General features: G+C 65.2%; 27 protein-coding genes and 1 riboswitch. Of the genes, 19 read left to right on the forward strand and 8 right to left on the reverse strand.

Features of this window, described 5'->3' with window-relative positions:
- Positions 1 to 13: 13 nt before the first annotated feature.
- On the reverse strand, positions 14 to 1,516 hold the full coding sequence (gene glpK, locus HWQ56_RS06775; RefSeq protein WP_158154215.1) for a glycerol kinase GlpK: 1,503 nt from the start codon (positions 1,514 to 1,516) through the stop codon (positions 14 to 16).
- Between the two features lie 59 nt (positions 1,517 to 1,575).
- Positions 1,576 to 2,427: an MIP/aquaporin family protein gene (locus tag HWQ56_RS06780; protein ID WP_158154214.1), complete on the reverse strand. Its 852-nt coding sequence runs from the start codon at positions 2,425 to 2,427 to the stop codon at positions 1,576 to 1,578.
- Between the two features lie 324 nt (positions 2,428 to 2,751).
- Between HWQ56_RS06780 and ybaK the strand changes: the two genes are divergently transcribed.
- Positions 2,752 to 3,222, forward strand: coding sequence for a Cys-tRNA(Pro) deacylase (ybaK, locus tag HWQ56_RS06785; protein ID WP_158154213.1), 471 nt, complete (start codon positions 2,752 to 2,754; stop codon positions 3,220 to 3,222).
- Between the two features lie 4 nt (positions 3,223 to 3,226).
- Here ybaK and HWQ56_RS06790 read toward each other — a convergent pair whose 3' ends face one another.
- Complete coding sequence (locus HWQ56_RS06790; protein ID WP_158154212.1) at positions 3,227 to 4,270, reverse strand: ABC transporter ATP-binding protein; 1,044 nt, start codon at positions 4,268 to 4,270, stop codon at positions 3,227 to 3,229.
- Positions 4,267 to 5,187, reverse strand: coding sequence for an ornithine carbamoyltransferase (gene argF / locus HWQ56_RS06795; protein WP_158154211.1), 921 nt, complete (start codon positions 5,185 to 5,187; stop codon positions 4,267 to 4,269). The genes HWQ56_RS06790 and argF overlap by 4 nt, the downstream gene beginning before the upstream one ends.
- A gap of 381 nt (positions 5,188 to 5,568) precedes the next feature.
- Here argF and HWQ56_RS06800 point away from each other — a divergent pair, with 381 nt between their 5' ends.
- The 3 genes from HWQ56_RS06800 (at position 5,569) to grxD (ending at position 8,530) form a co-directional block, all read left to right on the forward strand.
- Positions 5,569 to 5,862: a hypothetical protein gene (locus tag HWQ56_RS06800; RefSeq protein ID WP_176570082.1), complete on the forward strand. Its 294-nt coding sequence runs from the start codon at positions 5,569 to 5,571 to the stop codon at positions 5,860 to 5,862.
- Positions 5,863 to 5,968: 106 nt separating this feature from the next.
- Complete coding sequence (locus tag HWQ56_RS06805) at positions 5,969 to 8,077, forward strand: molybdopterin oxidoreductase family protein (RefSeq protein ID WP_158154209.1); 2,109 nt, start codon at positions 5,969 to 5,971, stop codon at positions 8,075 to 8,077.
- A gap of 114 nt (positions 8,078 to 8,191) precedes the next feature.
- A complete protein-coding gene (gene grxD / locus HWQ56_RS06810) occupies positions 8,192 to 8,530 on the forward strand; it encodes a Grx4 family monothiol glutaredoxin (RefSeq protein ID WP_158154208.1) in 339 nt (112 codons plus the stop codon).
- A 94-nt stretch (positions 8,531 to 8,624) separates the two neighbouring features.
- On the opposite strand, the gene HWQ56_RS06815 is transcribed toward grxD, so the two are convergent.
- The 3 genes from HWQ56_RS06815 to purM are packed head-to-tail and all read right to left on the reverse strand — an operon-like array spanning position 8,625 to position 11,070.
- The gene (locus HWQ56_RS06815) at positions 8,625 to 9,335 is read right to left on the reverse strand and encodes a DUF3108 domain-containing protein (RefSeq protein ID WP_176570083.1); all 711 of its coding nucleotides are present in this window, start codon (positions 9,333 to 9,335) and stop codon (positions 8,625 to 8,627) included.
- Positions 9,336 to 9,343: 8 nt separating this feature from the next.
- Complete coding sequence (gene purN, locus HWQ56_RS06820) at positions 9,344 to 10,012, reverse strand: phosphoribosylglycinamide formyltransferase (protein ID WP_176570084.1); 669 nt, start codon at positions 10,010 to 10,012, stop codon at positions 9,344 to 9,346.
- A complete protein-coding gene (gene purM / locus HWQ56_RS06825) occupies positions 10,012 to 11,070 on the reverse strand; it encodes a phosphoribosylformylglycinamidine cyclo-ligase (RefSeq protein WP_158154205.1) in 1,059 nt (352 codons plus the stop codon). Before purM ends, purN begins: the two co-directional genes overlap by 1 nt.
- A 311-nt stretch (positions 11,071 to 11,381) precedes the next feature.
- On the opposite strand from purM, the gene HWQ56_RS06830 reads away from it, so the two are divergent.
- From HWQ56_RS06830 to HWQ56_RS06855, 6 genes are all read left to right on the forward strand, one after another.
- Entirely contained in the window at positions 11,382 to 12,434 is a 1,053-nt protein-coding gene (locus tag HWQ56_RS06830; protein WP_176570085.1) for a DUF2066 domain-containing protein, read from the forward strand.
- Between the two features lie 99 nt (positions 12,435 to 12,533).
- Positions 12,534 to 13,607 (forward strand): AI-2E family transporter, encoded by a 1,074-nt coding sequence (locus tag HWQ56_RS06835; RefSeq protein WP_158154203.1) that lies wholly within the window; start codon positions 12,534 to 12,536, stop codon positions 13,605 to 13,607.
- A 148-nt stretch (positions 13,608 to 13,755) separates the two neighbouring features.
- Positions 13,756 to 14,460 (forward strand): DnaA regulatory inactivator Hda, encoded by a 705-nt coding sequence (hda, locus tag HWQ56_RS06840; RefSeq protein WP_176570086.1) that lies wholly within the window; start codon positions 13,756 to 13,758, stop codon positions 14,458 to 14,460.
- On the forward strand, positions 14,454 to 15,227 hold the full coding sequence (locus HWQ56_RS06845) for an NAD-dependent protein deacylase (protein ID WP_176570087.1): 774 nt from the start codon (positions 14,454 to 14,456) through the stop codon (positions 15,225 to 15,227). Before hda ends, HWQ56_RS06845 begins: the two co-directional genes overlap by 7 nt.
- 67 nt (positions 15,228 to 15,294) lie before the next feature.
- A complete protein-coding gene (locus HWQ56_RS06850; protein WP_158154201.1) occupies positions 15,295 to 15,930 on the forward strand; it encodes a C40 family peptidase in 636 nt (211 codons plus the stop codon).
- A gap of 112 nt (positions 15,931 to 16,042) precedes the next feature.
- Positions 16,043 to 16,582 (forward strand): C40 family peptidase, encoded by a 540-nt coding sequence (locus HWQ56_RS06855; protein ID WP_158154200.1) that lies wholly within the window; start codon positions 16,043 to 16,045, stop codon positions 16,580 to 16,582.
- A 76-nt stretch (positions 16,583 to 16,658) separates the two neighbouring features.
- Here the strand turns inward: HWQ56_RS06855 and HWQ56_RS06860 are convergent, their stop codons facing one another.
- Positions 16,659 to 17,975, reverse strand: coding sequence for a PQQ-dependent sugar dehydrogenase (locus HWQ56_RS06860; protein WP_176570088.1), 1,317 nt, complete (start codon positions 17,973 to 17,975; stop codon positions 16,659 to 16,661).
- Between the two features lie 152 nt (positions 17,976 to 18,127).
- A riboswitch (cobalamin riboswitch) is annotated at positions 18,128 to 18,355 on the forward strand.
- Between the two features lie 131 nt (positions 18,356 to 18,486).
- On the opposite strand from HWQ56_RS06860, the gene cobO reads away from it, so the two are divergent.
- From cobO to cobC, 9 genes are read left to right on the forward strand one after another with little or no spacing between them, the layout of a single operon-like run.
- Positions 18,487 to 19,098, forward strand: a complete 612-nt coding sequence (cobO, locus tag HWQ56_RS06865) for a cob(I)yrinic acid a,c-diamide adenosyltransferase (protein WP_176570089.1) — start codon at positions 18,487 to 18,489, stop codon at positions 19,096 to 19,098.
- A complete protein-coding gene (locus HWQ56_RS06870) occupies positions 19,095 to 20,408 on the forward strand; it encodes a cobyrinic acid a,c-diamide synthase CobB (RefSeq protein WP_176570090.1) in 1,314 nt (437 codons plus the stop codon). Before cobO ends, HWQ56_RS06870 begins: the two co-directional genes overlap by 4 nt.
- Positions 20,408 to 21,058 carry a 5,6-dimethylbenzimidazole synthase gene (bluB, locus tag HWQ56_RS06875; RefSeq protein WP_158154196.1) on the forward strand — a complete coding sequence of 217 codons (651 nt, stop codon included), beginning with the start codon at positions 20,408 to 20,410 and terminating at the stop codon, positions 21,056 to 21,058. Before HWQ56_RS06870 ends, bluB begins: the two co-directional genes overlap by 1 nt.
- Positions 21,055 to 21,963, forward strand: a complete 909-nt coding sequence (gene cbiB / locus HWQ56_RS06880; RefSeq protein ID WP_176570091.1) for an adenosylcobinamide-phosphate synthase CbiB — start codon at positions 21,055 to 21,057, stop codon at positions 21,961 to 21,963. Before bluB ends, cbiB begins: the two co-directional genes overlap by 4 nt.
- Complete coding sequence (cobD, locus tag HWQ56_RS06885) at positions 21,956 to 22,948, forward strand: threonine-phosphate decarboxylase CobD (protein WP_176570092.1); 993 nt, start codon at positions 21,956 to 21,958, stop codon at positions 22,946 to 22,948. The genes cbiB and cobD overlap by 8 nt, the downstream gene beginning before the upstream one ends.
- A complete protein-coding gene (locus tag HWQ56_RS06890) occupies positions 22,945 to 24,423 on the forward strand; it encodes a cobyric acid synthase (RefSeq protein ID WP_176570093.1) in 1,479 nt (492 codons plus the stop codon). Before cobD ends, HWQ56_RS06890 begins: the two co-directional genes overlap by 4 nt.
- Positions 24,411 to 24,932, forward strand: coding sequence for a bifunctional adenosylcobinamide kinase/adenosylcobinamide-phosphate guanylyltransferase (cobU, locus tag HWQ56_RS06895; protein WP_176570094.1), 522 nt, complete (start codon positions 24,411 to 24,413; stop codon positions 24,930 to 24,932). Before HWQ56_RS06890 ends, cobU begins: the two co-directional genes overlap by 13 nt.
- Positions 24,929 to 25,984 carry a nicotinate-nucleotide--dimethylbenzimidazole phosphoribosyltransferase gene (gene cobT / locus HWQ56_RS06900; RefSeq protein WP_176570095.1) on the forward strand — a complete coding sequence of 352 codons (1,056 nt, stop codon included), beginning with the start codon at positions 24,929 to 24,931 and terminating at the stop codon, positions 25,982 to 25,984. The genes cobU and cobT overlap by 4 nt, the downstream gene beginning before the upstream one ends.
- The gene (cobC, locus tag HWQ56_RS06905) at positions 25,981 to 26,556 is read left to right on the forward strand and encodes an alpha-ribazole phosphatase family protein (RefSeq protein ID WP_176570096.1); all 576 of its coding nucleotides are present in this window, start codon (positions 25,981 to 25,983) and stop codon (positions 26,554 to 26,556) included. Before cobT ends, cobC begins: the two co-directional genes overlap by 4 nt.
- Positions 26,557 to 26,558: the final 2 nt, after the last annotated feature.

Below are 26,558 nucleotides of genomic sequence, written 5' to 3' on the forward strand. Positions count from 1 at the left end.
CTACAACCGGGCCTCAAGCCTCTTCGTGGGGCTCCCAGTCCCGCGTACGGTCTACCGCTTTCTTCCAGCCCGCGTACAGCTTCTCTTTCGCTGGCTCATCCAGTTGCGGTTCGAATTGACGTTCGATCACCGCCTTGCCGCGCAGTTCTTCCAGGCTGCCCCAGAAGCCCACTGCCAGGCCGGCCAGGTAGGCGGCGCCCAGGGCGGTGGTTTCGCGCATTTGCGGGCGTTCTACCTGGGTGCCGAGGATGTCGGCCTGGAATTGCATGAGGAAGTTGTTGGCCACCGCGCCACCGTCCACGCGCAGGGACTTGAGGCGTTCGCCGGCGTCCTGCTGCATGGCGTCCAGGACGTCGCGGGTCTGGTAGGCGATGGACTCCAGGGCCGCACGGATGATGTGGTCCACCTTGACCCCACGGGTCAGGCCGAACAGCGCGCCGCGGGCGTAGGGGTCCCAGTAGGGCGCGCCCAGGCCGGTAAACGCCGGTACCAGGTACACGCCGTTGCTGTCCTTGACCTTGCTGGCGAAGTACTCGGTGTCGTAGGCGTCGTTGACGATCTTCAGCTCATCACGCAGCCATTGCACAGTGGAGCCACCGTTGAATACCGCGCCTTCCAGGGCGTAGGCGACTTCGCCGCGCGGGCCGCAGGCGATGGTGGTGAGCATGCCGTGCTGGGAGGTCACGGCCTTGTCGCCGGTGTTCATCAGCAGGAAGCAACCGGTGCCGTAGGTGTTCTTGGCCTGGCCGGGCTCTACGCACATCTGGCCGAACAGGGCGGCCTGCTGGTCGCCGGCGATACCGGCGATGGCGATGCCGCTCTTGGTGCGGCCGTATTCTTCGGACGAAGACTTCACCTCCGGCAGCATTTCGCGGGGGATATCCAGCACCTCCAGCATCTTCGCATCCCATTGCAGGGTATGGATGTTGAAGAGCATGGTGCGCGAAGCGTTGGTGTAGTCGGTGACGTGCACCTTGCCGCCGGAGAATTTCCAGATCAGCCAGGTATCGACGGTGCCGAACAGCAGTTCACCGCGGCGAGCGCGTTCGCGGCTGCCTTCGACGTTGTCCAGGATCCACTTGAGCTTGGTGCCGGAGAAGTACGGGTCGGTGACCAGCCCGGTGGTTTCACGGATGTAGTCGGCATGGCCGTCGCGCTTGAGCTGCTCGCAGATCTCGGTGCTGCGCCGGCACTGCCAGACGATGGCGTTGTAGATGGGCGCGCCGGTGTTCTTGTCCCACACCACCGTGGTTTCACGCTGGTTGGTGATGCCGATGGCGGCAACCTGGTCGTGGTGCAGGCCGGCCTTGGCCAGGGCCTGGACCATCACCGCGCTCTGGGTGGCGAAGATGTCCATGGGGTCATGCTCGACCCAGCCCGGCTGCGGGTAATGCTGGGTGAACTCGCTCTGCGACGAGCAGACAACGTTTGCGTCGCGGTCGAAAATGATGGCGCGTGAGCTCGTGGTGCCCTGGTCCAGGGCGATGATGTAGTTCTTGTTCTGCGTATCGGTCATGACAGTGGCCTTCAGAAAAAGTGGAAAACGGGAGTACGGCTCAAGGGGACGGCGCTGGTCTAGGACGCCTGGACCTTGCTCCCGGTGTTGTCGGTGGCCGCTTCGTTGGCGGGTGCGGCGGCGGGCAAGTGCCGGGCGAGCAGGCCACGGTAGATTGCCGCGCCGAGGCAGGCACCCAGGATCGGGGCGAAGATCGGCACCAGGAAGTACGGAATGTCACGCCCACCGGTAAAGGCTATTTCGCCCCAGCCGGCGAAGAATGTCATCAGTTTGGGGCCGAAATCCCGCGCCGGGTTCATGGCGAAACCGGTCAGCGGGCCCATGGAGCTGCCGATCACGGCGATCAGCAGGCCGATCAGCAGCGGTGCCAGTGGGCCGCGAGGCAGGCCATTCTGGTCGTCGCCCAAGGCCATGATCACACCCATCAGGATCGCGGTGATCACCATTTCCACCAGAAACGCCTGGGCGGTGGACAGTGACGGGTGCGGGTAGGTGGAGAACACCGAGGCCAGTTCCAGGCTTTCCTGGCTGCCGCGGATCATGTGGTGGGCTTGTTCGTAATCGAAGAACAGGTTGCTGTACAGCGTGTACACCAGGGCGGCCCCGCAGAAGGCGCCGGCGACCTGGGCGATGATGTAGAACGGCAATTTGCGTTTTTCGAAGCCGGCGAACACGCACAGGGCGATGCTCACGGCCGGGCTCAGGTGCGCGCCGGACACCCCGGCAGTCAGGTAGATCGCCATGCTGACGCCCACCCCCCAGATGATGCTGATTTCCCACAGCCCGAAACTGGCTCCCGCGACCTTGAGCGCCGCCACACAGCCGGTGCCGAAGAAGATCAGGAGGGCGGTTCCGAGAAACTCGGCCATGCACTGGCCGGACAACGCAGGTTGTTGCTGAGCGGTCGTCATCGTTGACACCTTTTTTGTTGTTGTACGGCGCCTTCAGGCGCTCGATTGGGCACCCGGCCGTAATACCCCATTCCGGCCGAATGTGTTGCGTTCGCGAACGGGTCTAGGGTTCGCGATATTCAGAAACGAAAAAATATAGACAAGAAATGATTATGTCAAAGGTCGAAAGTGAAAGGTATGGGTCGGGGTGGGGGGCACAGGTATAATTGGCCCGAAACAGATGTAGGAGCGGGCGCAAGCTCGCGAACGCGCCGTGCGCACGGCGCTCGATCCTGAGAACGCTGAAGATCCCAAGCCTTATCCCTCGAATCCAAGGAAGCCCCCATGACCCCCGCCCTGGACCTCCTCAAGAAAGCCCGTGCCGAACACCACGTACACAGCTACGAACATGACCCCAAGGCCGCGTCCTATGGTCTGGAAGCCGCGGAAAAACTGGGCCTGAACCCCGAGCAGGTGTTCAAGACCCTGCTGGCCAGCAGCGAGAAAGGTGAGTTGCTGGTGGCCGTGGTCCCGGTGGCAGGCACCCTGGACCTCAAGAGCCTGGCCCATGCTGCAGGCGTGAAGAAATGCGAGATGGCCGACCCGGCCGCTGCGCAGCGGGCCACCGGTTATCTGCTGGGGGGCATCAGCCCGTTAGGTCAGAAAAAGCGCCTGCGTACGTTCATCGACCAAACAGCGCAACCGCTGACGACGATATTCGTCAGCGCCGGCCGACGGGGCCTGGAGGTGGAGCTGGCACCAGCGCTGCTGGCCGAGCACACCCGCGCCACCTTCGCTGACATCGGCCGGCCCTGACCGGTCAGGCCGCGAACAGCACCACGTGTTCAGCGGCCACGCGAATGCCGATGGTCTCCCCCGGCTGGGCGTCGAGACGGCTGGGCAGCAGCGCTTCCAGTGGGCAGCCGCTGTCCAGTTGCAGGCGATACAGGGTGTTCGCGCCCTGGAAGGACTTGCCCGTGACCCGCGCTTTGAGCGGCCCCTCGGGGGCATGAACGATGCTGTCCGGGCGCAACAGCACTTTCACCGCGCTACCGTGGGCCCCAGGGTGGGCCGTGGCGCTGTGCAACTCACCCAGTTCGGTCTGCACCGAATGGGCCGTGTTCAGCGTCCCCGGCAGGAAATAGCCTTGGCCGATGAAGCCGGCCACGAACGGGGTCTGCGGGTGATGATAAAGGTTGTAGGGGGTATCCCATTGCTCCAGCCGACCTCGCTGGAATACCCCGACCTTGTCGCTGACCGAAAAGGCTTCTTCCTGGTCGTGGGTGACCAGCATCGCGCTGGTGCCGCGGTGCTTGAGGATGTCACGCACCTCCTGGCTCAAACGTCGGCGCAGCTCCACGTCCAGGTTGGAGAAGGGCTCGTCGAGCAGCAGCAGTCGGGGTTGGGGGGCCAGGGCGCGGGCCAGCGCGACGCGTTGCTGCTGGCCGCCTGACAGCTCATGGGGGAAGCGGTTGTCCAAACCCGGCAGGTTGACCAGTTCGAGCATTTCAGCCACCACGGCCGCCTGGCGTGGGTGCTGGCCAATGCCGAAGGCGACATTGCCCGCCACCGTCAGATGCGGGAACAGCGCGTAGTCCTGGAAGACCATGCCAATGCGGCGTTTTTCCGGTGCCAGGGTGTAGCCGCTGCGAGAAATGACTTCGCCCCCTAATACGACTTGCCCCTCGTGCACTGGCTCGAAGCCGGCGATGGCGCGCAGGGTGGTGGTCTTGCCACACCCCGAGGCGCCCAGCAGGCAGCCGATTTCGCCGGCCTGCAGGCCCAAGTCCAGGTCCTGGACCACGGCCTGGCCCTGGTAACCGCAGGCCAGTTTGTCGAGGGCCAGCAGCGGTTGCGGGCTCATGCCGGGCGGTAAGCCGGGGCCACCAGGAATTCCAGCAATGCTTTTTGCGCATGCAGGCGGTTTTCGGCCTGGTCCCAGGCCACGGCGCGAGCGTCGTCCAGCAGGTCCAGGCTGATCTCTTCGCCGCGATGCGCAGGCAGGCAGTGCATGAACAGCACGTCGGCGGCGGCCAGGTCGAGCAGCTCACGGGTGACCTGGTAAGGCGCGAAGGTCTGCAGGCGGCGAGCGGTTTCGTCTTCCTGGCCCATGGAGGTCCAGACATCGGTGCTCACCAGGTGGGCGCCGGCCACGGCTTCCTTCGGGTCGCGCACCACTTTCACACGGTCGCCAGCCTGGGCCAGGAACTGCGGGTTGGGCTCGAAGCCTTCGGGGCAGGCCACGCGCAGCTGGAAGTCGAACTGAATGGCCGCTTCGATGTAGCTGTTGCACATGTTGTTGCCGTCGCCGACCCAGGCCACGGTCTTGCCCTGGATGCTGCCGCGGTGTTCCAGGAAGGTTTGCATGTCGGCCAGCAACTGGCAGGGGTGCAGGTCGTCCGACAGGCCGTTGATCACCGGCACGCGCGAATTGGCGGCGAATTCGGTCAGGGTGCTGTGGGCATAGGTACGAATCATCACCGCGTCGAGCATGCTCGACATGACGATGGCGCAATCGCCGATCGGCTCGCCACGGCCCAGTTGGGTGTCGCGCGGGGACAGGAAGATGGCCTGGCCGCCGAGCTGGATCATGCCCGCTTCGAAGGACAGCCGGGTACGAGTCGACGATTTCTCGAAGATCATGCCCAGTACCCGGTTCTTCAGGGGCTCGAACAGCACGCCGCGGTTACGCAGGTCCTTGAGCTCGGTGCCTCGACGGATGACGCTGAGAAGCTCTTCGGGCGTGCAATCCATCAGGGAGAGAAAGTGCCTTGCGCTCATCATTGACTACCTTTTTGCAACATACCGCAGCACCCATGCTTTTAGCGTTCGAAAAAACGGATGAGGCCTGCGGCGAAAGCCGCACGCGGCGACGAATTTAGGGGAAGGCGCGATCTTATAATTAAATGTCGCGTATTACCAACATGTGTTTCATATTCCGATCATGGGGAGTGTTTCAGCGCATGTCCCGAGCCAGCCCCTCGAGTGAAGAGCTCGCCACGTTTTACACTGCTGTCACGGGGCTTGGCAATCGAGCCAGGAATTGTCTAGCGTTAACCCTGTCTCACAGGTTGCAAAGCAGTTGGCTGGCGATGCGCTCATTCCGTACACTGCGGGCCTTGGGTACTAGACTGTATCTCGACAGATACGCGGAGAGGGTGAATGGATTCCAAAGAACAACAGTTGCTCGAGCTGCTGGGCCTTACGGCGCGCACGCTTACCCACCTGACGGCGTCGATGACGTCGATGTCGTTCGAGTTGCTGCGCAGTGATGACGAAGTGGCCGCCGCAGCCGGGCGCCGCATGATCGACCGCATGGCCACCATCAGCGCAGGGCTGGACGAGCACTGGAAACTGATCGGCGAGCTGACCGGCGTACCCATTGGCCAGGAAGAAGTAGAGACCGTGGTGGAAATACAATTGCAGGCACCGCCCGCTGGGCTTACCCACGACTGAGGATCATCGGCTGCCCTGATGGCGGCCGATTCAAGGCGCCAAGGCTGCTGGTGCAGGCGGTACGATCGTTCCATAGTCAGGTTCCGCTGCCCGGACGAGACAGGCCATGATCAAGACCTTGCACCACCGCGCGTGTCACCTCTGCGAGGCCATTTGCGGCCTCGCTATCGAGACCCAGGCCGACGAGGCGGGGCACCCGACCATTACCTCGATCAAGGGCGACCCCCTGGACACCTTCAGTCGCGGCCACATCTGCCCCAAGGCCGTGGCCCTGCAGGATATCCAGAACGACCCGGACCGTCTGCGCCAGCCCATGCGTCGCGTGGGCAACGACTGGCAGGCGATCGGCTGGCAAGAAGCCTTTGACGAGGTGGCACGGCGCCTGTGGGCCATTCAGCAGCGCCACGGCCAGAATGCCGTGGCCATCTATCAAGGCAACCCCAGTGTGCACAACTACGGCTTGATGACCCACGGTAATTACTTCCTGGGCCTGCTCAAGACCCGTAATCGCTTTTCGGCGACGTCGGTGGACCAGTTGCCCCACCACCTTTCAAGCTACCTGATGTATGGCCATGGCTTGCTGCTGCCCATCCCCGACATCGACCACACCGACTTCATGCTGATACTGGGCGGCAACCCCTTGGCCTCCAATGGCAGCATCATGACCGTGCCAGATGTGGAAAAACGCCTGAAAGCCATTCAGGCGCGGGGTGGCAAGTTTGTGGTGGTGGACCCGCGCCGCAGCGAAACCGCGGCCATGGCCGACCAGCACCTGTTCATACGCCCGGGCGGCGACGCGGCCTTGCTCCTGGGAATGCTCAACACCCTGTTCGAAGAAGGACTGGGGCGCGACAGCGGGCTGCCGGTGGCCGGGCTGGCCGAGGTACGCGACGCTGTCGCAGGGTTCAGTGCCGAGGCCATGAGCCCCCGCTGTGGCGTACCGGCCCAGGTCATTCGCCAATTGGCCCGGGACTTCGCCGCGGCCGACAAGGCGGTGTGCTATGGCCGCATGGGCGTGTCCACCCAAGCGTTTGGCACCCTGTGCCACTGGCTGGTGCAGTTGATCAACCTGGTCACCGGCAACCTTGACCGGGTCGGTGGGGCGCTGTGCACGACCCCAGCGGTAGACCTGGTGGCCAGTACCGCCGGCGGTCACTTCAATGCGTGGCAAAGCCGGGTGTCCGGGTTGCCGGAATACGGTGGCGAGTTACCCGTGTCGGCCCTGGCCGAGGAAATGCTGGTAGAAGGCGACGGTCAGGTGCGGGCGCTGATTACCGTGGCAGGCAACCCGGTGCTGTCCACCCCCAATGGCCGACAGCTGGAGCAGGCCCTCGACGGGCTGGAATTCATGCTCAGCATCGACCTGTACATCAACGAAACCACGCGCTATGCCGACCTGATTTTGCCGTCGACTTCGGCGCTGGAAAACGACCACTACGACACCACTTTCAACCTGTTCGCGGTGCGCAATGTCAGCCGCTTCAACCGCGCCATCCTGCCGCGGCCCGAGGGCGCGCTGCACGATTGGGAGATCTTCGTCGGCCTGGCCCGGGCGTTCGCCGCCGTGGCTGGCAAGGAATTGAAGCCGACCCTGCCGCCTGCGCAAATGATCGAGCGTGGCCTGCGCGCCGGGCCCTGGGGGGAGGGCAGCGCGGTGGGGTTGTCGCTGGCGAAGCTCGCTGCGCACCCCCATGGTATCGACCTGGGCCCGTTGCAGCCCAACCTGGCCGCACGGCTCAAGACCCCTGGCCAGTGCATTCAGGCCGCGCCACCGTTGCTGATGGCCGACCTGCAACGGTTTGCCGGGCAGGCGCCACCGGCCCCCGATGAGCTGGTGATGGTGGGGCGCCGGCATGTACGCAGCAACAATTCGTGGATGCACAACTATCACCGCCTGGTGAAGGGCAAGCCCCGCCACCAGTTGCTGATGCACCCCGATGACCTGGCCAGCCGTGGCCTGCTGGACGGCCAGCAAGTCAGAGTGACGTCGCGGGTTGGCAGTATCGAGGTGCAAGTGCTGGGCAGCAGCGACATGATGCCGGGGGTGGTGAGCCTGCCTCACGGTTTCGGCCACGGGCGCCGCGGGGTGCACCTGGCCATCGCCCAGGCTCAGGCGGGGGCCAGCGCCAACGACCTCACGGACGAGCGGTTGCTGGATCGGCTGTCGGGCAATGCGGCGCTCAACGGCGTCCCGGTGCGCGTCGTCGCGGCCTGAGCCGGTTGCGCACGCGGCGCGCGCCGCGACAGAGGCCGAGCGCAGCGCTCGGGTTTCCGTTACAATGCGTCACCGTGTCGACCTATGAGTCGGAAAGCTAAGCCGAGGTGCTCCATGGATATCATCGAAACGATTAAAGAGCAGATTGCCAACAACACCATTCTGCTTTACATGAAAGGTTCGCCGAACGCCCCGCAGTGCGGCTTCTCGTCGAAGGCGTCGCAATGCGTGATGCAGTGCGGCGAGAAATTCGCGTATGTGGATATCCTGCAGAACCCGGAAATCCGCGCCAACCTGCCGAAATACGCCAACTGGCCGACCTTCCCGCAGCTGTGGGTGGCCGGTGAGCTGGTCGGCGGCAGCGATATCGTGGCTGAAATGTTCGCCAACGGTGAGCTGCAGACGCTGATCAAGGCGGCTGCCGAGAAGGCCAAGGCCGGCGAGAACGCCTGATTGCCCTGAGGCTTGAAAAAAAGCCCCGCTGTCGTGAGACAGCGGGGCTTTTTGTTGGACGCGCGGGGGCTGGCATGCCAGCGCCCTTGCGCGGTCAGCTGCCTTTCACGGTACGGCCGTCAACCGTGCCATCCTGCAGCATGATGTTGTATTCCTTGCCGTCAGTTTCTACCTGTTGCAGGCGAACCAGCAGGTAGTCCCAGTCCTTGGCGAACCACAGCACGGTGGTGCGCTTGTTCTGCGTGGGGTCACGCACGCGCTCTACCTTGATGGCCTCGACCTGGCCGGCCTTGGTATCGACTTTCTCGGTACCCAGCACGCGGAAGTCGTAGGTGTCGACGTCGTCGCCGTCCACCACCTGGTAGCTCATGCTCTTCTTGCCGGCGGCCACATCACGCTGCAGCACCAGCTGGTAGGTCGACTTGTCGACCATGCCGCGGTTCAGCGCGACCTTGACCGCATCGCCACGGTCGGTGCCGGTGACCACTTTCTGCGACCAGTCGAAATCCAGGTCGGTTTTCTTCGGCTTGCCGAGGCCACCACGTTCGAAGTGGTAGGTCTTGGGCAGCAAGGTGTCCTTGTCGACGGTGAGGGTGCTTTCCTCGGTGAGGCTGGCAATCATCATCGACGCCTTGAAGCTCAGGGTCCAGGTGTCATTGGCACCCTTTTCCAGGCTGCGCGAAGCGGTGCCGCTCATGGGCAACTGTTTCCAGTCGGCGGTGTAGCTGGCGGTGAAAGGCTTGAGTTCGGCGGCGTGGACCGGCAAAGCCAGCAACGCAGCGCAGAACAGCAGGGCACGACGCATAAAATCTCCTAGGGTCGAATCAAGTGACCGCTGGCCCCGAGGGCCTGACCGTCCAATAATGCACCGCTGGCGCCCAGACGCAAGCGGCCTTCGGCGAACCAGCGCACGGCCAACGGGTAGATCTGGTGCTCCTGGGCATGAACCCGGTGCGCCAGGGTCGCCGGCGTATCGTCCAACTGTATCGGGATTACTGCCTGTACGACCAGTGGTCCGCCATCGAGTTCCTCGGTGACGAAATGCACGCTGCAGCCGTGCTCGGTGTCACCGGCCTCGATGGCGCGCTGGTGGGTGTGCAGGCCTTTGTACCGGGGCAGCAGGGAAGGATGGATATTCAGCAGGCGCCCCTGGTAGTGGCGCACGAAGTCGCCGCTGAGGATGCGCATGAAGCCGGCCAGCACCACCAGGTCGGGGGTGTAGCCATCGATCAATTCGACCAGCGCGGCGTCGAAGGCTTCGCGGCCTTCGAACGCCTTGTGGTCCAGCACGGCGGTAGGGATACCGGCGTGGCGGGCGCGTTCCAGGCCGTAGGCATCGGCGCGGTTGGAGATCACCGCGCAGATGCGCGCCGGGTTTGCCCCGGCGGCCTGGTTCACGCTATCGATCAGGGCCTGCAGGTTGCTGCCGGTGCCGGACAACAGCACCACTACGTTACAGCGTGCGGGCGTCTGGTCGTGCATCAATGTGCCTTGAGGTTCTTCAGCTCGACCTGGGCGGCGCCTTCGGCGGCCACGCCGATCTGCCCGATGACCCATGGCTGTTCGCCCGCGTCACGCAGGGTCTTCAGGGCTACGTCGACGTGTTCCTGGGCCACGCAGATGACCATGCCAACGCCGCAGTTCAGCACGCGGTGCATTTCGTGCTCGTCCACGTTGCCTTTTTCCTGCAGCCAGTCGAAGACCGCCGGGCGCTGCCAGCTGGCCACGTCGACCACCGCCTGGGCGCCTTTTGGCAGCACGCGCGGGATGTTGTCCAGCAGGCCGCCACCGGTGATGTGGGCCATGGCCTTGACGGCGCCGGTGTCCTTGATCAGCTTGAGCAGCGGCTTGACGTAGATGCGGGTCGGGGCCATCAGCAGGTCGGTCAGTGGCTGGCCGTCGAGCTGGGTGTTTTCGATGTCGGCGCCGGACACTTCGATGATCTTGCGGATCAGCGAGTAGCCATTGGAGTGCGGGCCGGACGATGGCAAGGCCAGCAGGGCGTCGCCCGCGGCCACCTTGGAACCGTCGATGATTTCGGCTTTCTCCACCACGCCTACGCAGAAGCCGGCCAGGTCGTAGTCTTCGCCCTCGTACATGCCTGGCATTTCAGCGGTTTCACCGCCTACCAGCGAGCAGCCCGACAGTTCGCAACCGGCGCCGATGCCGGTGACCACCTGGGCGGCGGTGTCGACGTTGAGCTTGCCGGTGGCGTAGTAGTCCAGGAAGAACAGCGGCTCGGCGCCGCAGACCACCAGGTCGTTCACGCACATGGCCACCAGGTCGATGCCGATGCTGTCGTGCTTGTTCAGGTTCAGCGCCAGGCGCAGCTTGGTGCCCACGCCGTCGGTACCCGACACCAGGACAGGCTGCTTGTAGCCGGCCGGGATTTCACAGAGGGCGCCAAAACCGCCCAGGCCGCCCATGACTTCAGGACGCGCAGTACGCTTGGCGACGCTCTTGATGCGTTCGACCAATGCTTCACCGGCGTCGATGTCTACACCGGCGTCCTTGTAGCTCAGGGAGGGTTGCTTGCTCATGATCCAGGCCTTTAGAGGGAGGGATTCGAAAAATCGACCAGGCGCGATGGGCTGCCCGGAAACACCGTTGCCGGGTATTTCCAATCGGCCAACCGTCGTTGGTCTGCGAAGGCGCGCGATTTTATCAGGCTTGCCCTTGTGCGGCCATCCTCAGGCCGACGGGCAGGGCCAAAATTAATGCAGCAACCGCGCGTGCACGCCCGACAGGCTATAGTAGGCCCATTACGAAAACTTCAATGGGCGGCGTGAATGTTTTGGCCGAAACTGTGGTCACAAGCCTCAGTCCGCTTATTGTTCGTCGGGAATCCTTCATGCGTTTGTCTCATTACCTGTTAGTCGGCTGCCTGTCGGCCGTTGCGTTGGCCGCTCATGCCGAAACCATCAACAACCTGTACCAGGTTCGCGAGACCGTGAGCGGGCAGACGCCAGAAGAGCGCGACGCCGCCACCCAGCGCGCGCTGGACACCCTAGTGCTGCGCCTGACCGGCGACCCCAAGGCCCCGAGCGCCGGTGGCCTGGCCGCCGTGCGCAAGGACCCGCAGCAGATCATCAGCCAATACGGCTTCGAAGCCGGCCCGCCGGAAAACCTGCGGGTAGACTTCGATCCGGCCAGCACTGACAAGATGCTGCGCCAGGCTGGCCTGTCCAGCTGGGGCAACAACCGCCCGGCGTTGCTGGCCTGGTGGCTGAACGAAGGCACCGAGGGCGCCAACCTGGTCGGCGACGGGCAGCCTAGCGCCGAGCCGGTGCGCCGCGCCGCCCAGCATCGTGGCCTGCCCGTTCGCCTGCCGTTGGCCGACCTGGGCGAACAGGCCCTCGGCACCGCCAAGACCCTGGATGGCACCGACCCTACCGCACTGCGCACCGCCTCCGAGCGCTACGGCGCCGATGGCCTGCTGGCCGTGCATGCCAAGCAGGATGGCGGCAAATGGACCGCCCAATGGCACCTGTACCTGGGCGACCGTCCCGAGCAGGGCAAGGTCGAGGGCGCCGACCAGGCCGCCGTGGCCGATGCCGTGCTGCTGGCCGTCAGCGAGCGCCTGGCGCCACGCTATGTGGTCAAGTCCACCGGCGCCACTGGCGACATGACGCTGCAGGTCGAAGGCATGACCCTGGAGCATTACGCCGCTCTCGGCCGACTGCTGGAGCCTTTCGGTGGCCAGCTGAAATCCGTCGATGGCGACAAGGTGATCTACAAGGTGTCTGGCAGCAGCGACCAGCTGCGCGCGCAATTGGCCCTGGGCAAACTCAGCGAATTGCCACCCGAGGCAGCCCCGGTCGTCGCGACCCAGCCCGTCGTGCCTGGCGCCGCGCCGGCGGCACCGCAGCCTCAACCCTCCAGTGGCCTGCGTTTCCGCTGGTAGGGCTGAAGGTAGCTTCAGGTTTCACGCTGCAAGCGGCCTGTAAAGGCTGAAAGCCGGATACAGCGCTTGCAGCGGCCCCCTCTATATATAGGTGTTTCGATGACTGACATGCGTCGCTGGGTCTGGGCGGGGGCTTTGCTCCTGCTCTGTCTGTTCGTGTATTTCCTGCACCCCATCCTTTCGCCCTTCCTGGTGGCGATGGTGCTGGCCTACATGGCCGACCCCCTGGTGGACCGCCTGGAAAAGCTGGGGCTGTCGCGCACCTGGGGTGTGATCGTGGTGTTCGCGCTGTTCACCCTGGTGTTCATGATCGCCTTGCTGGTCCTGGTGCCGTTGCTGGCCAAGCAATTCGTGCGCCTTTATGAACTGGCCCCGCAAGTGCTGGACTGGTTGCAGCACGTGGCCATGCCCTGGGTGCAGGCCAAGCTCGGCCTGGCGGATGGCTTCTGGAAGTTCGACAAGATCAAGGCCGCCATCAGCGAGCACATGGGGCAAACCACCGACATCGTCAGCATGGTACTGAGCCAGGCCACGGCGTCGAGCCTGGCGCTGATCGGTTGGCTGACCAACCTGGCGTTGATCCCGGTGGTGGGGTTCTACCTGCTGCGCGACTGGGACATCATGATGGCCAAGATCCGCAGCCTGCTGCCGCGCCACCGTGAGGGCAAGATCGTCGCCCTGGCCGGGGAGTGCCATGAAGTCCTGGGTGCGTTCGTGCGCGGGCAGTTGTTGGTGATGTTGGCGCTGGGCATCATCTATGCCGCCGGCCTGATGCTGGTGGGCGTGGAACTGGGCCTGTTGATCGGCCTGATGGCCGGGTTGGCCGCCATCGTCCCGTACATGGGGTTCATCACTGGCATCAGTGCAGCGATGATCACCGGATTGTTCCAGTTCGGCGCCGACCCCTATCCGTTGATGGGCATCGCCGCGGTGTTCCTGGTGGGCCAGATGCTGGAAGGCATGGTGCTGACGCCCTTGCTGGTCGGCGACAAGATCGGCATGCACCCGGTGGCGGTCATTTTCGCCATTCTCGCCGGGGGCGAGCTGTTCGGCTTCGCCGGCGTGCTGCTGGCCTTGCCGGTGGCGGCGGTGATCATGGTGCTGTTGCGTCATGCCCATGATCTATATAAGGAATCGGATATCTACGGTGGCCAGGAAGACCCCGACCTGTAAACCCGAGGATCAGCTGCCGGGTGCAAAAATGATCGCAAACCTTTGATTTTGCTTGTGGTCTGTTGCATTGTGCGCCCGGCGTCACGGGTATAAACTTTGCTAACTTCACACAGAGGCCCCTTGCGGTTCGCCAGAACCGTCAGCCAGCATGAAACCGATTCAGCTGCCCCTAGGTGTGCGTCTGCGTGATGACGCTACCTTCGTCAATTACTATCCAGGCGCCAATGCCGCTGCACTCGGCTACGTCGAGCGCCTGTGCGAAGCCGACGCTGGCTGGACCGAAAGCCTGATCTACCTGTGGGGCAAGCAGGGCGTGGGCCGTACCCATTTGCTGCAGGCGGCCTGCCTGCGCTTCGAGCAGATGGGCGAGCCGGCGGTGTACCTGCCGCTGGCGCAGTTGCTCGACCGCGGGGTGGAAATCCTCGACTACCTGGAGCAGTACGAGCTGGTGTGCCTGGACGACCTGCAAGTCATCGCCGGCAAGCCGGAGTGGGAAGAGGCCATGTTCCACCTGTTCAACCGCTTGCGCGACAGCGGCCGGCGCCTGCTGATCGCAGCCTCGCACTCGCCTCGCGAACTGGCGGTGAAGCTCCCGGACCTGAAATCGCGCCTGACCATGGCGCTGATCTTCCAGATGCGCCCCTTGTCCGACGAAGACAAGCTGCGTGCCTTGCAACTGCGCGCCTCGCGCCGTGGCCTGCACCTCACCGATGAAGTCGGGCACTTCATCCTGACCCGGGGCACCCGCAGCATGAGCGCGTTGTTCGACCTGCTGGAGCGCCTGGACCAGGCCTCGCTGCAGGCCCAGCGCAAGCTGACCATTCCCTTCCTCAAGGAAACCCTGGGTTGGTAGACCCGCGGCTGCTGGCACGCGCCGGCGCCGCCCTGCGTGATGCCGAACGCATTCTGGTCATTACCGGAGCGGGGTTGTCGGCCGACTCGGGGCTGCCAACGTACCGAGGGCTGGGTGGCCTCTACAACGGCGTGACCGCCGAAGGCTTGCCCATAGAGAAAGCATTGTCCGGGCCCATGCTGGAGCATGACCCGGCGTTGTGCTGGAAATACCTGGCGCAACTGGGGCGTGCCTGCCTGAGCGCCAAACCCAACGCCGCCCACGAGGCTATCGCGCAATTGCAGCAGGCCAAGCCTGAGTGCTGGCTTTTGACCCAAAATATCGATGGATATCACCGCCAGGCCGGAAGTCCCGACGAACGGCTAATAGAAATTCACGGCCAATTGGCGCCACTCTTCTGTCGCTCGTGTGGCGCTGTAAGCGACGATTTGTCCCAAGTGCTGGGTGAACCCCTTCCTCCACGCTGCAAAGGCTGTAATGGCGTTTTACGGCCACCGGTGGTGTTGTTCGAGGAAATGCTGCCCCAAGGGGCGATTGAGGCACTGTATCGGCAGATGGGGAAGGGTTTCGACGCAGTACTGGTAATCGGCACCACGGCCAGCTTCCCCTATATCCATGCCCCCATCGTTGAAACCCGCGCCGCTGGCGGGTTTGCCATTGAGATCAACCCGTTGCGAGGCGGGCTTTCTGCCAGCATGGACGTGTTTTTTGAGAGCAGGGCGTTAGAAGTCATGCCGAAACTGCTGAGTCACATTTTTTTCGATTGAATTTGCAAATGGAATTGATAGAAGGCATAGTCGCGTCTTCTTAACTATCACAGACACGGTCGTGCCCATGCTAAAGCGCTTCGCACCCCTCGTGCCCCTCGCACTCGTGACCCTGCTTTTTGGCTGCGCGGCGCAAACGCCGGTATCGCAGCAACAGGCTCTCAACCCGGTGACTCCCCAGTCCCAGGCTCAAGCGAAAGCTGTAACCCTCAATTTCCACGAAGAAGAGCTGGACACCGAAAAGGAACTGGCTGACTTCTCCGAAAACAGCAAGCCCTACCAGATGCCGATGCTGGCCGACAGCATCCTGGAGCGTGGCAAGTCGCTGATCGGTACTCGCTACCGCACCGGCGGTTCCACTGAATCGGGCTTCGACTGCAGCGGTTTCATCGGTTACCTGTTCCGCGAAGAGGCCGGCATGACCCTGCCGCGTTCCACGCGTGACATGATCAACGTGAAAGCCCCGCTGGTAGCGCGCAACAACCTCAAGCCTGGTGACTTGCTGTTCTTCAGCACTCGCGGCCGTGGCCGTGTGAGCCATGCCGGTATCTACTTGGGCGACGACCAGTTCATTCATTCCAGCAGCCACCGTAGCGGTGGGGTGCGCATCGACAGCCTCGATGACGCTTACTGGAGCAAGACCTTTATAGAAGCCAAGCGTGCCTTGGCCATGGCGCCGACCACGACTATCTCGCGCAAGTAAGCAGTCTGGGCGGTATTCGCGGCGGCGACCCACTGAAAAGTGCGTCGCCGTTGCGCGTTTTCGGGTTTACAAACTAGTCTTCAACGGCAGTTGAATCAGGATGGTTCTGTTTATGTCGCTTACGGCCCGTTTCGCGCCATTATTAATTGCAGGCCTGCTCAGTGCCTGTGCTGGCCACAAGCCGCCGCCCGCACCTGCGCCGGTGTATGCGCCTTTTGTGGCTGCCCCTCAACAACCGTTGTCGCCCGAGGCCGATGACGTGCTGATGCGGGCCATTGGCCTGGTCGGCACGCCTTATCGCTGGGGCGGCAATACCCCGGATTCGGGCTTTGACTGTAGCGGCCTGATCGCTTACGTCTATCGGGATGCAGCCGGTATCAGCCTGCCGCGCTCGACCCGCGAGATGATCACCATGCGCGCACCGGATGTCAGCAAGGATGCCTTGCAGTCCGGTGACCTGGTGTTCTTCGCTACCGAGGGTGGCTCCCATGTGAGCCATGCGGGTATCTATGTAGGGGAAGGGCGCTTCGTCCATGCGCCGGCCACCGGTGGCACGGTGAAGCTGGATTACCTCAACAAGCCCTACTGGCAGCGCGCGTACCTGAATGCCAAGCGGGTATTGCAGCCTTCAAGCCTGGCGCACAACCCTTAGGCCCGGCGTGCGATTATCCCGGCAGCCCCTGGCGAACCAGCGCCTGCCGGGACATCGACCTTGAGGGTTCGAGGGGCTACTTCGCCGCCGTCACCCGCCACACCTTGTTGCCTACATCGTCGGCCACCAGCACACCGCCCTTGTGGTCCTCGGTGATGCCCACCGGGCGGCCCATGGCTTCCTCCTTGTCGTTCAGGAACCCGGTCAGCACATCCACCGGCGGCCCGCTAGGCCTGCCGTCGGCGAACGGCACGAAGATCACCTTGTAGCCACTGTGTGGCTTGCGGTTCCAGGAACCGTGCTGGCTTACATAGGCGCCGTGGTTGAACGGGGCCGACAAGCCACCGCTGGTACTGGCGAAGGCAAACCCGATGGAGGCGGTGTGTGGGCCCACGGCGTAGTCCGGGGCAATGGCTTTCGCCACCAGGCCCGGATTCTGCGGGCTGACTCGGCTGTCCACGTGCTGGCCGTAGTAGCTGAACGGCCAGCCATAGAACCCACCGTCCTTCACCGAGGTGATGTAGTCGGGCACCAGGTCGCTGCCGATCTCGTCGCGTTCGTTCACCGATGTCCACAACTGCCCGGTCTGGGGTTCGAAGCCCATGCCATTGGGGTTGCGCAGGCCGGAGGCGTAAATGCGGTGTTCACCGGTGGCGCGGTCCACTTCCCAGATCGCGGCGCGGCCTTCTTCCTTGTCCAGGCCGTTCTCGCCCACGTTGCTGTTGGAGCCCACGGTCACGTACAGCTTGTTGCCGGAGGGGCTGGCGATGACGTTCTTGGTCCAGTGGTGGTTGAGCGTGCCACCGGGCAGGTCGGTGACCTTGGTGCCCGGCCCGCTGATGCTGGTGGCCCCGGTGTCGTAGTGGAAACGCAGCAGGGCATCGGTGTCGGCGACGTACAGGTCGCTACCCACCAGCGTCATGCCGAACGGCGAGTTGAGGTTGGCGATGAACACCGTGCGGGTCTCCGCCACGCCGTCGCCGTCCTTGTCGCGCAGCAAGGTGATGCGGTTGGCGCTAGGCACCCCGGCCCCGGCCTTGCCCATGACCTTGTTCATCACCCAACCCTTGATGCCCTTGCTGTCGTCGGGCTTGGGTGGCGCATTGGTCTCGGCCACCAGCACATCGCCATTGGGCAGCACGTAGAGCCAGCGCGGGTGGTCCAGGCCCTCGGCGAAGGCCGCCACCTGGGTGCCGCGGGCAGGCTGGGGTTTTTCGTTGGCCGGCCAGCCGATGGCGTCGGCGATGTTTACCGTGGGGATCAGGGTCTTGTTGGGTTCCGGCAAGCGCGGGTGCGGGCCGGTACCGTCCGAAACCTTGAGCGTGGAGGACTCGCCACAGGCCAGCAGGGCGCTGGAGGCGAAGATGAGCAGGGCCAGGCGGGTCTTGTGCATTGTCGTTGTCTCGCTGGGGCGCGTCGGTGTTTACAGTAGAGACCCCTGACGGCGCCGAGGTTCCGGGGCATTGGTCCAGACCCGACCGCTCGTTGGCCTGTGTTGGATGCACTTGGGCAGCTTTAATTGACGCTCCACCCCCAACCCTCTAACCTTCGCGACGTGTTTCAGGTGCCCGGCGGCCAAGCGGCTGGCAGGGTGAAACAGGGAAGCCGGTGGGGCGCCTTCTGGCGCGTGAACCCGGCGCTGCCCCCGCAACGGTAAATGAGTCAAGGCCACGCACGGCGCCACTGAACCCCGGCGGTTCGGGAAGGCGCGTGGCCGGGGTGTCCACGCCCCCGCTCATGAGCCCGGAGACCGGCCTGCAACCCTTCTCGGCAAAGCTGCGGCTTTGCCAGTCCATTTTGTTCTGTCGCGCGGGTGAGAGCGGCATTGACGAGTCTCGCTGCGCCCGGCCGGGCCGCGGCTTTTCGTCGATGCTGCCTGCGCGCAGGTGTAGCGGAGAGCTGCCATGAGTGAATCCCTGGAACGTGAAGAGCGCCATCTGGCGCGCATGCTGCGCAAGAAGGCCGTCATCGACGAGCGTATTGCCAATGCCCCCAATGAGTGCGGTTTGCTGCTGGTATTGGGCGGTAATGGCAAGGGCAAGAGCAGTTCGGCTTTCGGCATGCTCGCCCGCGCCATGGGCCACGGCATGGAGTGTGGCGTGGTGCAGTTCATCAAGGGCCGCAATGCCACTGGCGAGGAACTGTTCTTCCGCCGTTTCCCCGAGCAGGTGCGCTACCACGTGATGGGCGAGGGCTTCACCTGGGAAACCCAGGACCGCCAGCGTGACATCGCCGCAGCCGAAGCCGCCTGGGCCGTTTCGCGCCAGTTGCTGCGCGACGAGTCCATCGGCCTGGTGATCCTCGACGAACTGAACATCGCCCTCAAGCACGGCTACCTGGACCTGGAACAGGTATTGGCCGACCTGCAGGCGCGCCCGCCCATGCAGCACGTGGTGGTGACCGGCCGCGGTGCCAAGGAGGAGCTGGTGGAATTGGCCGATACCGTGACCGAGATGGGCATGGTCAAACACGCTTTCCAGGCCGGCATCCGTGCCCAGAAAGGCATCGAACTATGACCCAGCCGCGTCATTGCCCGGCGGTACTGATCGCCGCGCCGGCGTCGGGCCAGGGCAAGACCACCGTCACCGCCGCCCTGGCACGCCTGCACCGCAACCAGGGCCGCAAGGTGCGGGTATTCAAGTGCGGGCCGGATTTCCTCGACCCCATGATCCTGGAGCGCGCCAGCGGCGCCCCGGTGTACCAGCTCGACCTGTGGATGGTGGGGGCCGACGAGAGCCGTCGGCTGTTGTGGGAGGCGGCGGCCGAGGCCGATCTGATCCTGATCGAAGGGGTGATGGGGCTGTTCGATGGCACCCCGTCCAGCGCCGACCTGGCGCGCCATTTCGGCGTGCCGGTGTTGGGCGTGATCGACGGCACCGCCATGGCCCAGACCTTCGGCGCCCTGGCCCTGGGCCTGGCACGCTACCAGCCCGACCTGCCATTCGCCGGGGTGTTGGCCAACCGCGTCGGCACCCTGCGCCACGCGCAGTTGCTCGAAGGCAGCCTGACCGAAGGCCTGCGCTGGTACGGCGCCTTGTCGCGGGAAACCGGTATCGAACTGCCCAGCCGCCACCTGGGCTTGGTGCAAGCCAGCGAGCTTAACGACCTGGACCTGCGCCTGGACGCTGCCGCCGCGGCCCTGGCCGATAGCTGCGAGGTGGCGCTGCCGCCACCGGTGGCCTTCGCCGCGCCGACCCCGGTGCCTTGCGAGCCGCTGCTGGCGGGTGTGCGCATTGCCGTGGCCCGTGACGAAGCCTTTGCCTTCACCTACGGCGCCAGCCTGGACCTGCTGCAGGCCATGGGCGCACAGTTGAGTTTCTTCTCGCCCCTTCACGATGGGCGCTTGCCCGCGTGTGACAGCCTCTACCTGCCGGGTGGCTACCCGGAACTGCACCACCCGACACTGGCGGCCAATACCTCGATGCTGAGCGATATCCGTGAGCACCACGCCGCGGGCAAACCGCTGCTGGCCGAATGTGGCGGCATGCTGTACCTGCTCGACGCCCTCACCGATGTCGACGGCGTGCGTGCCGACCTGCTCGGCCTGCTGCCCGGCGAAGCGGTGATGCAAAAGCGCCTGGCGGCCCTGGCCCTGCAAGCGGTGGAACTGCCGGAGGGCATCCTGCGTGGCCACACTTACCACCATTCGCTGACCCGCACCGAACTGGCGCCCATCGCCCGTGGCCTGAGCCCGAACGGCGGTCGTGGCGCCGAAGCGGTCTACCGCCTGGGGCGCCTGACGGCTTCCTACGTGCACTTCTATTTTCCTTCGAACCCGGCGGCCATCGCTGCCCTGTTCCGCCCCACAGGGGCCATGCCTGCCTGATGAATGACAACGCCTACACCCCCGCCGAGCGCGCGGCGGTCTACCGAGCCATCGGTGAACGCCGCGACATGCGCCATTTCGCCGGCGGTACCATTGCCCCCGAACTGCTGACCCGCCTGCTGCACGCGGCACACCAGGCCCCCAGTGTCGGCCTGATGCAGCCCTGGCGCTTTATCCGTATCAGCCAGCGTGAGCTGCGCGGCCAGATCCAGGACGTGGTGGAGGCCGAGCGGCTGCGCACCGCCGAGGCATTGGGCGAACGCTCCGATGAGTTCATGAAGCTCAAGGTCGAAGGGATCAACGACTGCGCCGAAGTGCTGGTGGCGGCGTTGATGGACGGCCGCGAGCGGCACATCTTCGGCCGCCGCACGCTGCCGGAGATGGACCTGGCGTCGTTGTCCTGCGCCATCCAGAACCTGTGGCTGGCGGCCCGTGCCGAGGGGCTCGGCATGGGCTGGGTGTCGCTGTTCGACCCACAGGCACTGGCCGCGCTGCTGGGCCTGCCCGCAGGCGCCAAGCCCATGGCGGTGCTGTGCCTGGGGCCGGTCACCGAGTTCTACCCGTCGCCCATGCTGGTGATGGAAGGCTGGGCCGAGGAAAAACCCCTGAGCGAGATGCTCTACGAAAACCATTGGGGAGTGAAACCATGAGTGTGGCCCTGATCACCGTCGCCGGCGTGGCGCTGGACGCCTTGCTCGGCGAACCCAAGCGCCGCCACCCGCTGGTGGCGTTCGGGCGCCTGGCCGACCGCCTGGAGCGCCGTTTCAACAGCGGTGGCCGCGGCTGGCGCAGCCATGGTGTGACGGCCTGGTTCCTGGCGGTCATCCCGCTGACCCTGGCGGCGACGCTGCTGTCCTGGCTGCCTTATATTGGCACCCTGGTGGAAATACTCGCGCTGTACTGCGCTTTGGGCCTGCGCAGCCTGGGTGAACACGTCGAGCCGGTGGCCCAGGCCCTGCGCAGCGACGACCTGGCCACCGCACGTACCCGTGTCGGCTACCTGGTCAGCCGCCAGACCCGTGAACTGGACGCCACCGCGGTGGCCCGCGCCGCCACCGAGTCGGTTCTGGAAAACGGCAGCGACGCGGTGTTCGCCGCGCTGTTCTGGTTCGCCGTGGCCGGCGCGCCGGGGGTGGTGCTGTACCGCCTGAGCAACACCCTGGACGCCATGTGGGGCTACCGCAACGAGCGCTTCGAGCGTTTTGGCTGGGCAGCGGCGCGCATCGACGACGTCCTCAACTATGTGCCTGCACGGTTGGTGGCCCTGACCTATGCCTTGCTGGGCAAGACCCGCCTGGCCCTGCGCTGCTGGCGGCAGCAAGCGCCGAAGTGGGACAGCCCCAACGCTGGCCCGGTCATGGCCGCCGGCGCCGGTGCCCTGGGCGTCGAGTTGGGCGGCCCGGCCATTTACCACGGCGAACTGCATGAGCGCGCGACCCTGGGCGAAGGTCCGGCCGCCGATGCTTCGTCCATCGACCGTGGCTGGCAACTGGTGCAGCGCGGCGTGTGGCTGTGGCTGCTGATTCTGTGTGTCGGGGGGCAATTCTATGCTTGAGCATGGCGGCGGGCTGCGCAAGGCAGCACTGCACTACGGTATTCCCGAGCCCCAGTGGCTGGACCTGTCCACGGGCCTGGCGCCGTGGCCCTGGGCGATCCCGGTGATTCCCGAGCGTGCCTGGGCGCGCCTGCCGGAAACCGACGACGGCCTGGAAGCGGCTGCCTGTGCCTATTACGGCGTGAACCAGGTGCTGCCGGTACCGGGCTCCCAGTGTGCCATCCAGTTGCTGCCCCGCCTGCGCCGTGGCGGCAAGATCGGCGTGCTGTCGCCGTGCTATGCCGAACACGCCGAGGCCTGGCGCCGTGCCGGCCACTTGGTGCGCGAAGTCAGCGAGAGCGAAGTGGACTTCTTCCTCGACAGCCTCGATGTACTGGTGGTGGTCAACCCCAACAACCCCACCGGCCGCCTGTTGCCGGCCGAGCGCCTGCTGGACTGGCATGCACGCCTGGCCCAGCGCGGAGGCTGGCTGGTGGTGGACGAAGCCTTCGTCGACGTCACGCCCGAGGCCAGCCTGGCGGCCCATGTGGAGCGCCCCGGGCTGATCGTGTTGCGCTCTTTCGGCAAATTCTTCGGCCTGGCCGGGGTGCGCCTGGGCTTCGTCCTGGCCCAGGCCAGGTTCCTGCAACTGCTGGGCGAGCAGGTGGGGCCCTGGGCGGTCAGTGGTCCCACGCGCATCCTTGGCCAGGCTTGCCTGAGCGATACCGCCGGGCACCAGCAGCGCATCGAGCGCAGCCGCCTGGCCGGCGTGCGCCTGGCCAACCTGCTGGGGCGCCATGACCTGGCGCCCCACGGTGGTTGCGCGCTGTTCCAGTGGCTGGTCACCGACAAGGCCGAGATACTCAAGGACTTCCTGGCCCTGCGTGGCATCCTGGTTCGTCTCTTCGTGGCCACTAGCAGCGTGCGTTTAGGCCTGCCGGCCGAGGAAGCCGACTGGGTGCGGCTGGAACAAGGCCTGCGGGCATTCAACGAGGCGTATTCATGACAACCCTGATGGTGCAGGGCACCACCTCCGACGCCGGCAAGAGCACCCTGGTGACGGCCCTGTGCCGCTGGCTGACCCGCCAGGGCGTGGCCGTGGTGCCATTCAAACCGCAGAACATGGCGCTCAACAGTGCCGTGACCGCCGATGGTGGCGAGATCGGCCGCGCCCAGGCCGTGCAGGCCCAGGCGTCCTACCTGCCACCGCATACCGACATGAACCCGGTGCTGCTCAAGCCCAACAGCGACACCGGCGCCCAGGTGATCATCCATGGCCGCGCGGTCACTACCATGAACGCCGTGGCGTACCACGACTACAAGGCCATCGCCATGCAGGCGGTGCTGGCTTCCCACCAGCGCCTGGCCGGGCAATACGACGTGGTCATGGTGGAAGGCGCCGGTTCGCCGGCCGAGATCAACCTGCGGGCGGGCGACATTGCCAACATGGGCTTCGCCGAGAAGGTCGACTGCCCGGTGCTGCTGATCGCCGACATCAACCGCGGCGGGGTATTCGCCCATCTGGTCGGTACCCTGGAGTTGCTGTCGCCCAGCGAACAGGCGCGGGTGCAGGGCTTCATCATCAACCGGTTCCGCGGTGACCTGGCGTTGCTGCAACCCGGCCTGGACTGGCTGGAGGCGCGCACCGGCAAGCCGGTGATCGGCGTGCTGCCCTACGTGCTCGACCTGCACCTGGAGGCCGAGGACGGCCTGGACCGCCGCCAGGCCGACAAGGCCGCCCAGGTGCTGAAAGTGATCGTGCCGGTGCTGCCGCGCATCAGCAACCACACCGATTTCGACCCGTTGCGCCTGCACCCCCAGGTCGACCTGCAGTTCATCGGCCCTGGCGACAATATTCCACCGGCAGACCTGATCATCCTGCCCGGCTCCAAGAGCGTGCGCAGTGACCTGGCTTACCTGCGCGCCCAGGGCTGGGACGGCGCCATCGCTCGCCACCTGCGCTACGGCGGCAAGCTGCTGGGCATTTGCGGTGGCCTGCAGATGCTCGGCCAGCAGGTGCATGACCCGCTTGGCCTGGAAGGCGCGGCCGGGTCCAGCGCTGGGCTCGGCTTGCTGGAGTTTGAAACCACGCTGGAAAGCGAGAAGCAACTGCGCAACGTGCGCGGGCGCCTGAGCCTGGAAGATGCCGACGTGGCAGGCTATGAAATTCATGCCGGGGTCACCCGCGGCCCGGCCCTGGGCCAGCCACTGGTGCACCTGGAGGATGGCCGCAGCGACGGTGCCATCAGTGACGACGGCCAGGTGATGGGCACCTACCTGCACGGCCTGTTCGAATACCCGGCCTCCAGCAGCGCACTGCTGCGCTGGGCCGGTCTTGAGAATGTGCAGGACGTGGACTACCACGCCCTGCGCGAAGTGGACATCGAGCGCCTGGCCGACCTGGTGGAAAACCACCTGGACACCCAGCGCCTGCGCGCCTTGTGCGGCCTGCAAGCGAGTACAGCCTCATGCTGCAACTGATTCTCGGCGGCGCCCGCTCGGGCAAGAGCCGCCTGGCCGAACAACGGGCTGCCGACAGCGGCCTGGCGGTGACCTACATCGCCACCAGCCAACTATTGGACGGGGAAATGAATGCCCGGGTGCAACTGCACCGCGAGCGCCGCCCGGCCCATTGGGCGCTGGTGGAGGAACCCCTGGAATTGGCGCGGGTGCTGCGCGAGCACGCTAGCCCCGAGCGCTGCCTGTTGGTGGATTGCCTGACCCTGTGGCTGACCAACTTGCTGATGGCTGAAGACCCCCAGCGCCTGGCCGCCGAGCGCGAAGCGCTGCTGCAGTGCCTGGCCGGCCTGCCCGGTGAAATCATCTTTGTCAGCAACGAGACCGGCCTGGGCGTCGTGCCCCTGGGCGAATTGACCCGTCGTTATGTCGACGAGGCCGGCTGGTTGCACCAGGCCCTGGCCGAACGCTGCCAGCGTGTGACGCTGACCGTGGCCGGGCTGCCCCTTACCTTGAAAGGAACCGACGCATGAGCAATGCCTGGTGGCTGCAACCTTGCCAGCCCATCGATACCCTGACGCTGAAACAGGCCCGGGAGCGTCAGCGCCAGCTGACCAAGCCAGCCGGTTCCCTGGGCCCGCTGGAAGACGTGGCCGTGCAACTGGCGGGCCTGCAGCAGCGCCTGAAGCCGGCGCTGGACAAGGTCTGGATCAGTATCTTCGCCGGTGACCACGGCATTGTCGCCGAAGGGGTGTCGCCATACCCACAGGAAGTCACCTGGCAAATGCTGCTCAACTTCGTCAACGGCGGCGCAGCCATCAGCGTCCTCGCCCGCCAGTTGAACGCGCAGCTTGAAGTGGTCGACCTGGGCACCGCCTCCTCGGTGGACAACCTGCCTGGCGTGCGTCATGAACGCGTGGGCCCCGGCACCCGCAACTTCGCCGTGGAGCCGGCCATGACCCGCGAGCAGGGCGAACAGGCGCTGCAAGTCGGCCGTGACAGCGTGCAGCGCGCCCTGGCCGCAGGCACCGAGCTGTTCATCGGTGGCGAAATGGGCATTGGCAACACCAGCTCGGCGGCCGCCTTGGCCTGCGCCTTGCTCGGCTGCCCCATCACCGACCTGGCCGGCCCGGGGACTGGCCTGGATGCCGCAGGCGTCAGCCACAAGGCCCAGGTTATCCAGCGCGCGCTGGACACCCATGCCGGTCTGCCCAGCGCGCCGCTGGAGCGCCTGTTCTGCTTCGGCGGTTTCGAGGTGGTGGCCTTGGTGGGCGCCTACCTGGCATGCGCCCAGGCTGGCATCGCCGTGCTGGTGGACGGATACATCTGCACCGTCGCGGCGCTGGTGGCCGTGCGCCTGAACCCTTCGTGCCGGCCGTGGCTGCTGTTCGGCCACCGGGGCGCCGAGCCGGGCCACCGTCACGTGCTCGCCGCCCTGGACGCCCAGCCGTTGCTGGACCTGGGCCTGCGCCTGGGCGAGGCCAGCGGCGCCGCCCTGGCCGTGCCGTTGCTGCGCCTGGCCTGCGACCTGCACGGGCAGATGGCGACCTTCGCCGAAGCCGCGGTGGCGGACCGCAGCGAATGAGCCTGACGCTGGACCTGCTGCGCCATGGCGAAACCGAGCTGGGCGGCGGCCTGCGCGGCAGCCTCGACGACGCCCTGACCGCCCGCGGCTGGCAGCAGATGCAGGATGCCGTGGCCGCGCGCGGGCCGTGGGACCGCATCATCAGTTCGCCGCTGCAGCGCTGCCGGCTGTTTGCCGAAGCGCTGGCGGCCAGCCGGCAACTGCCCCTGACCCTGGAACCCGGTCTGCAGGAACTGCACTTCGGTGACTGGGAAGGGCGCAGCGCCGCCGAGCTGATGCAGACCGACGAGCGCGGCCTGGGCTTGTTCTGGTCCAATCCCTACGGTTTCACACCGCCCAACGGTGAACCCGTGCTGGATTTCAGTACGCGGGTGCTGGGTGCGGTAGCGCGGCTGCATCAGGCCTGGCCCGGCCAGCGCCTGCTGGTGGTGAGCCACGGCGGCGTCATGCGCCTGCTGCTGGCCCGCGCCCGGGGCCTGCCGCGGGAACAACTGCTGTCGGTGGAGGCGGGCAATGGCAGCCTGTTTACCCTGACGCGCCTGGCCGATGGCCAACTGCACGAAGGGGCCTGATG

Source organism: Pseudomonas eucalypticola, from assembly GCF_013374995.1.
Classification (GTDB): domain Bacteria; phylum Pseudomonadota; class Gammaproteobacteria; order Pseudomonadales; family Pseudomonadaceae; genus Aquipseudomonas; species Aquipseudomonas eucalypticola.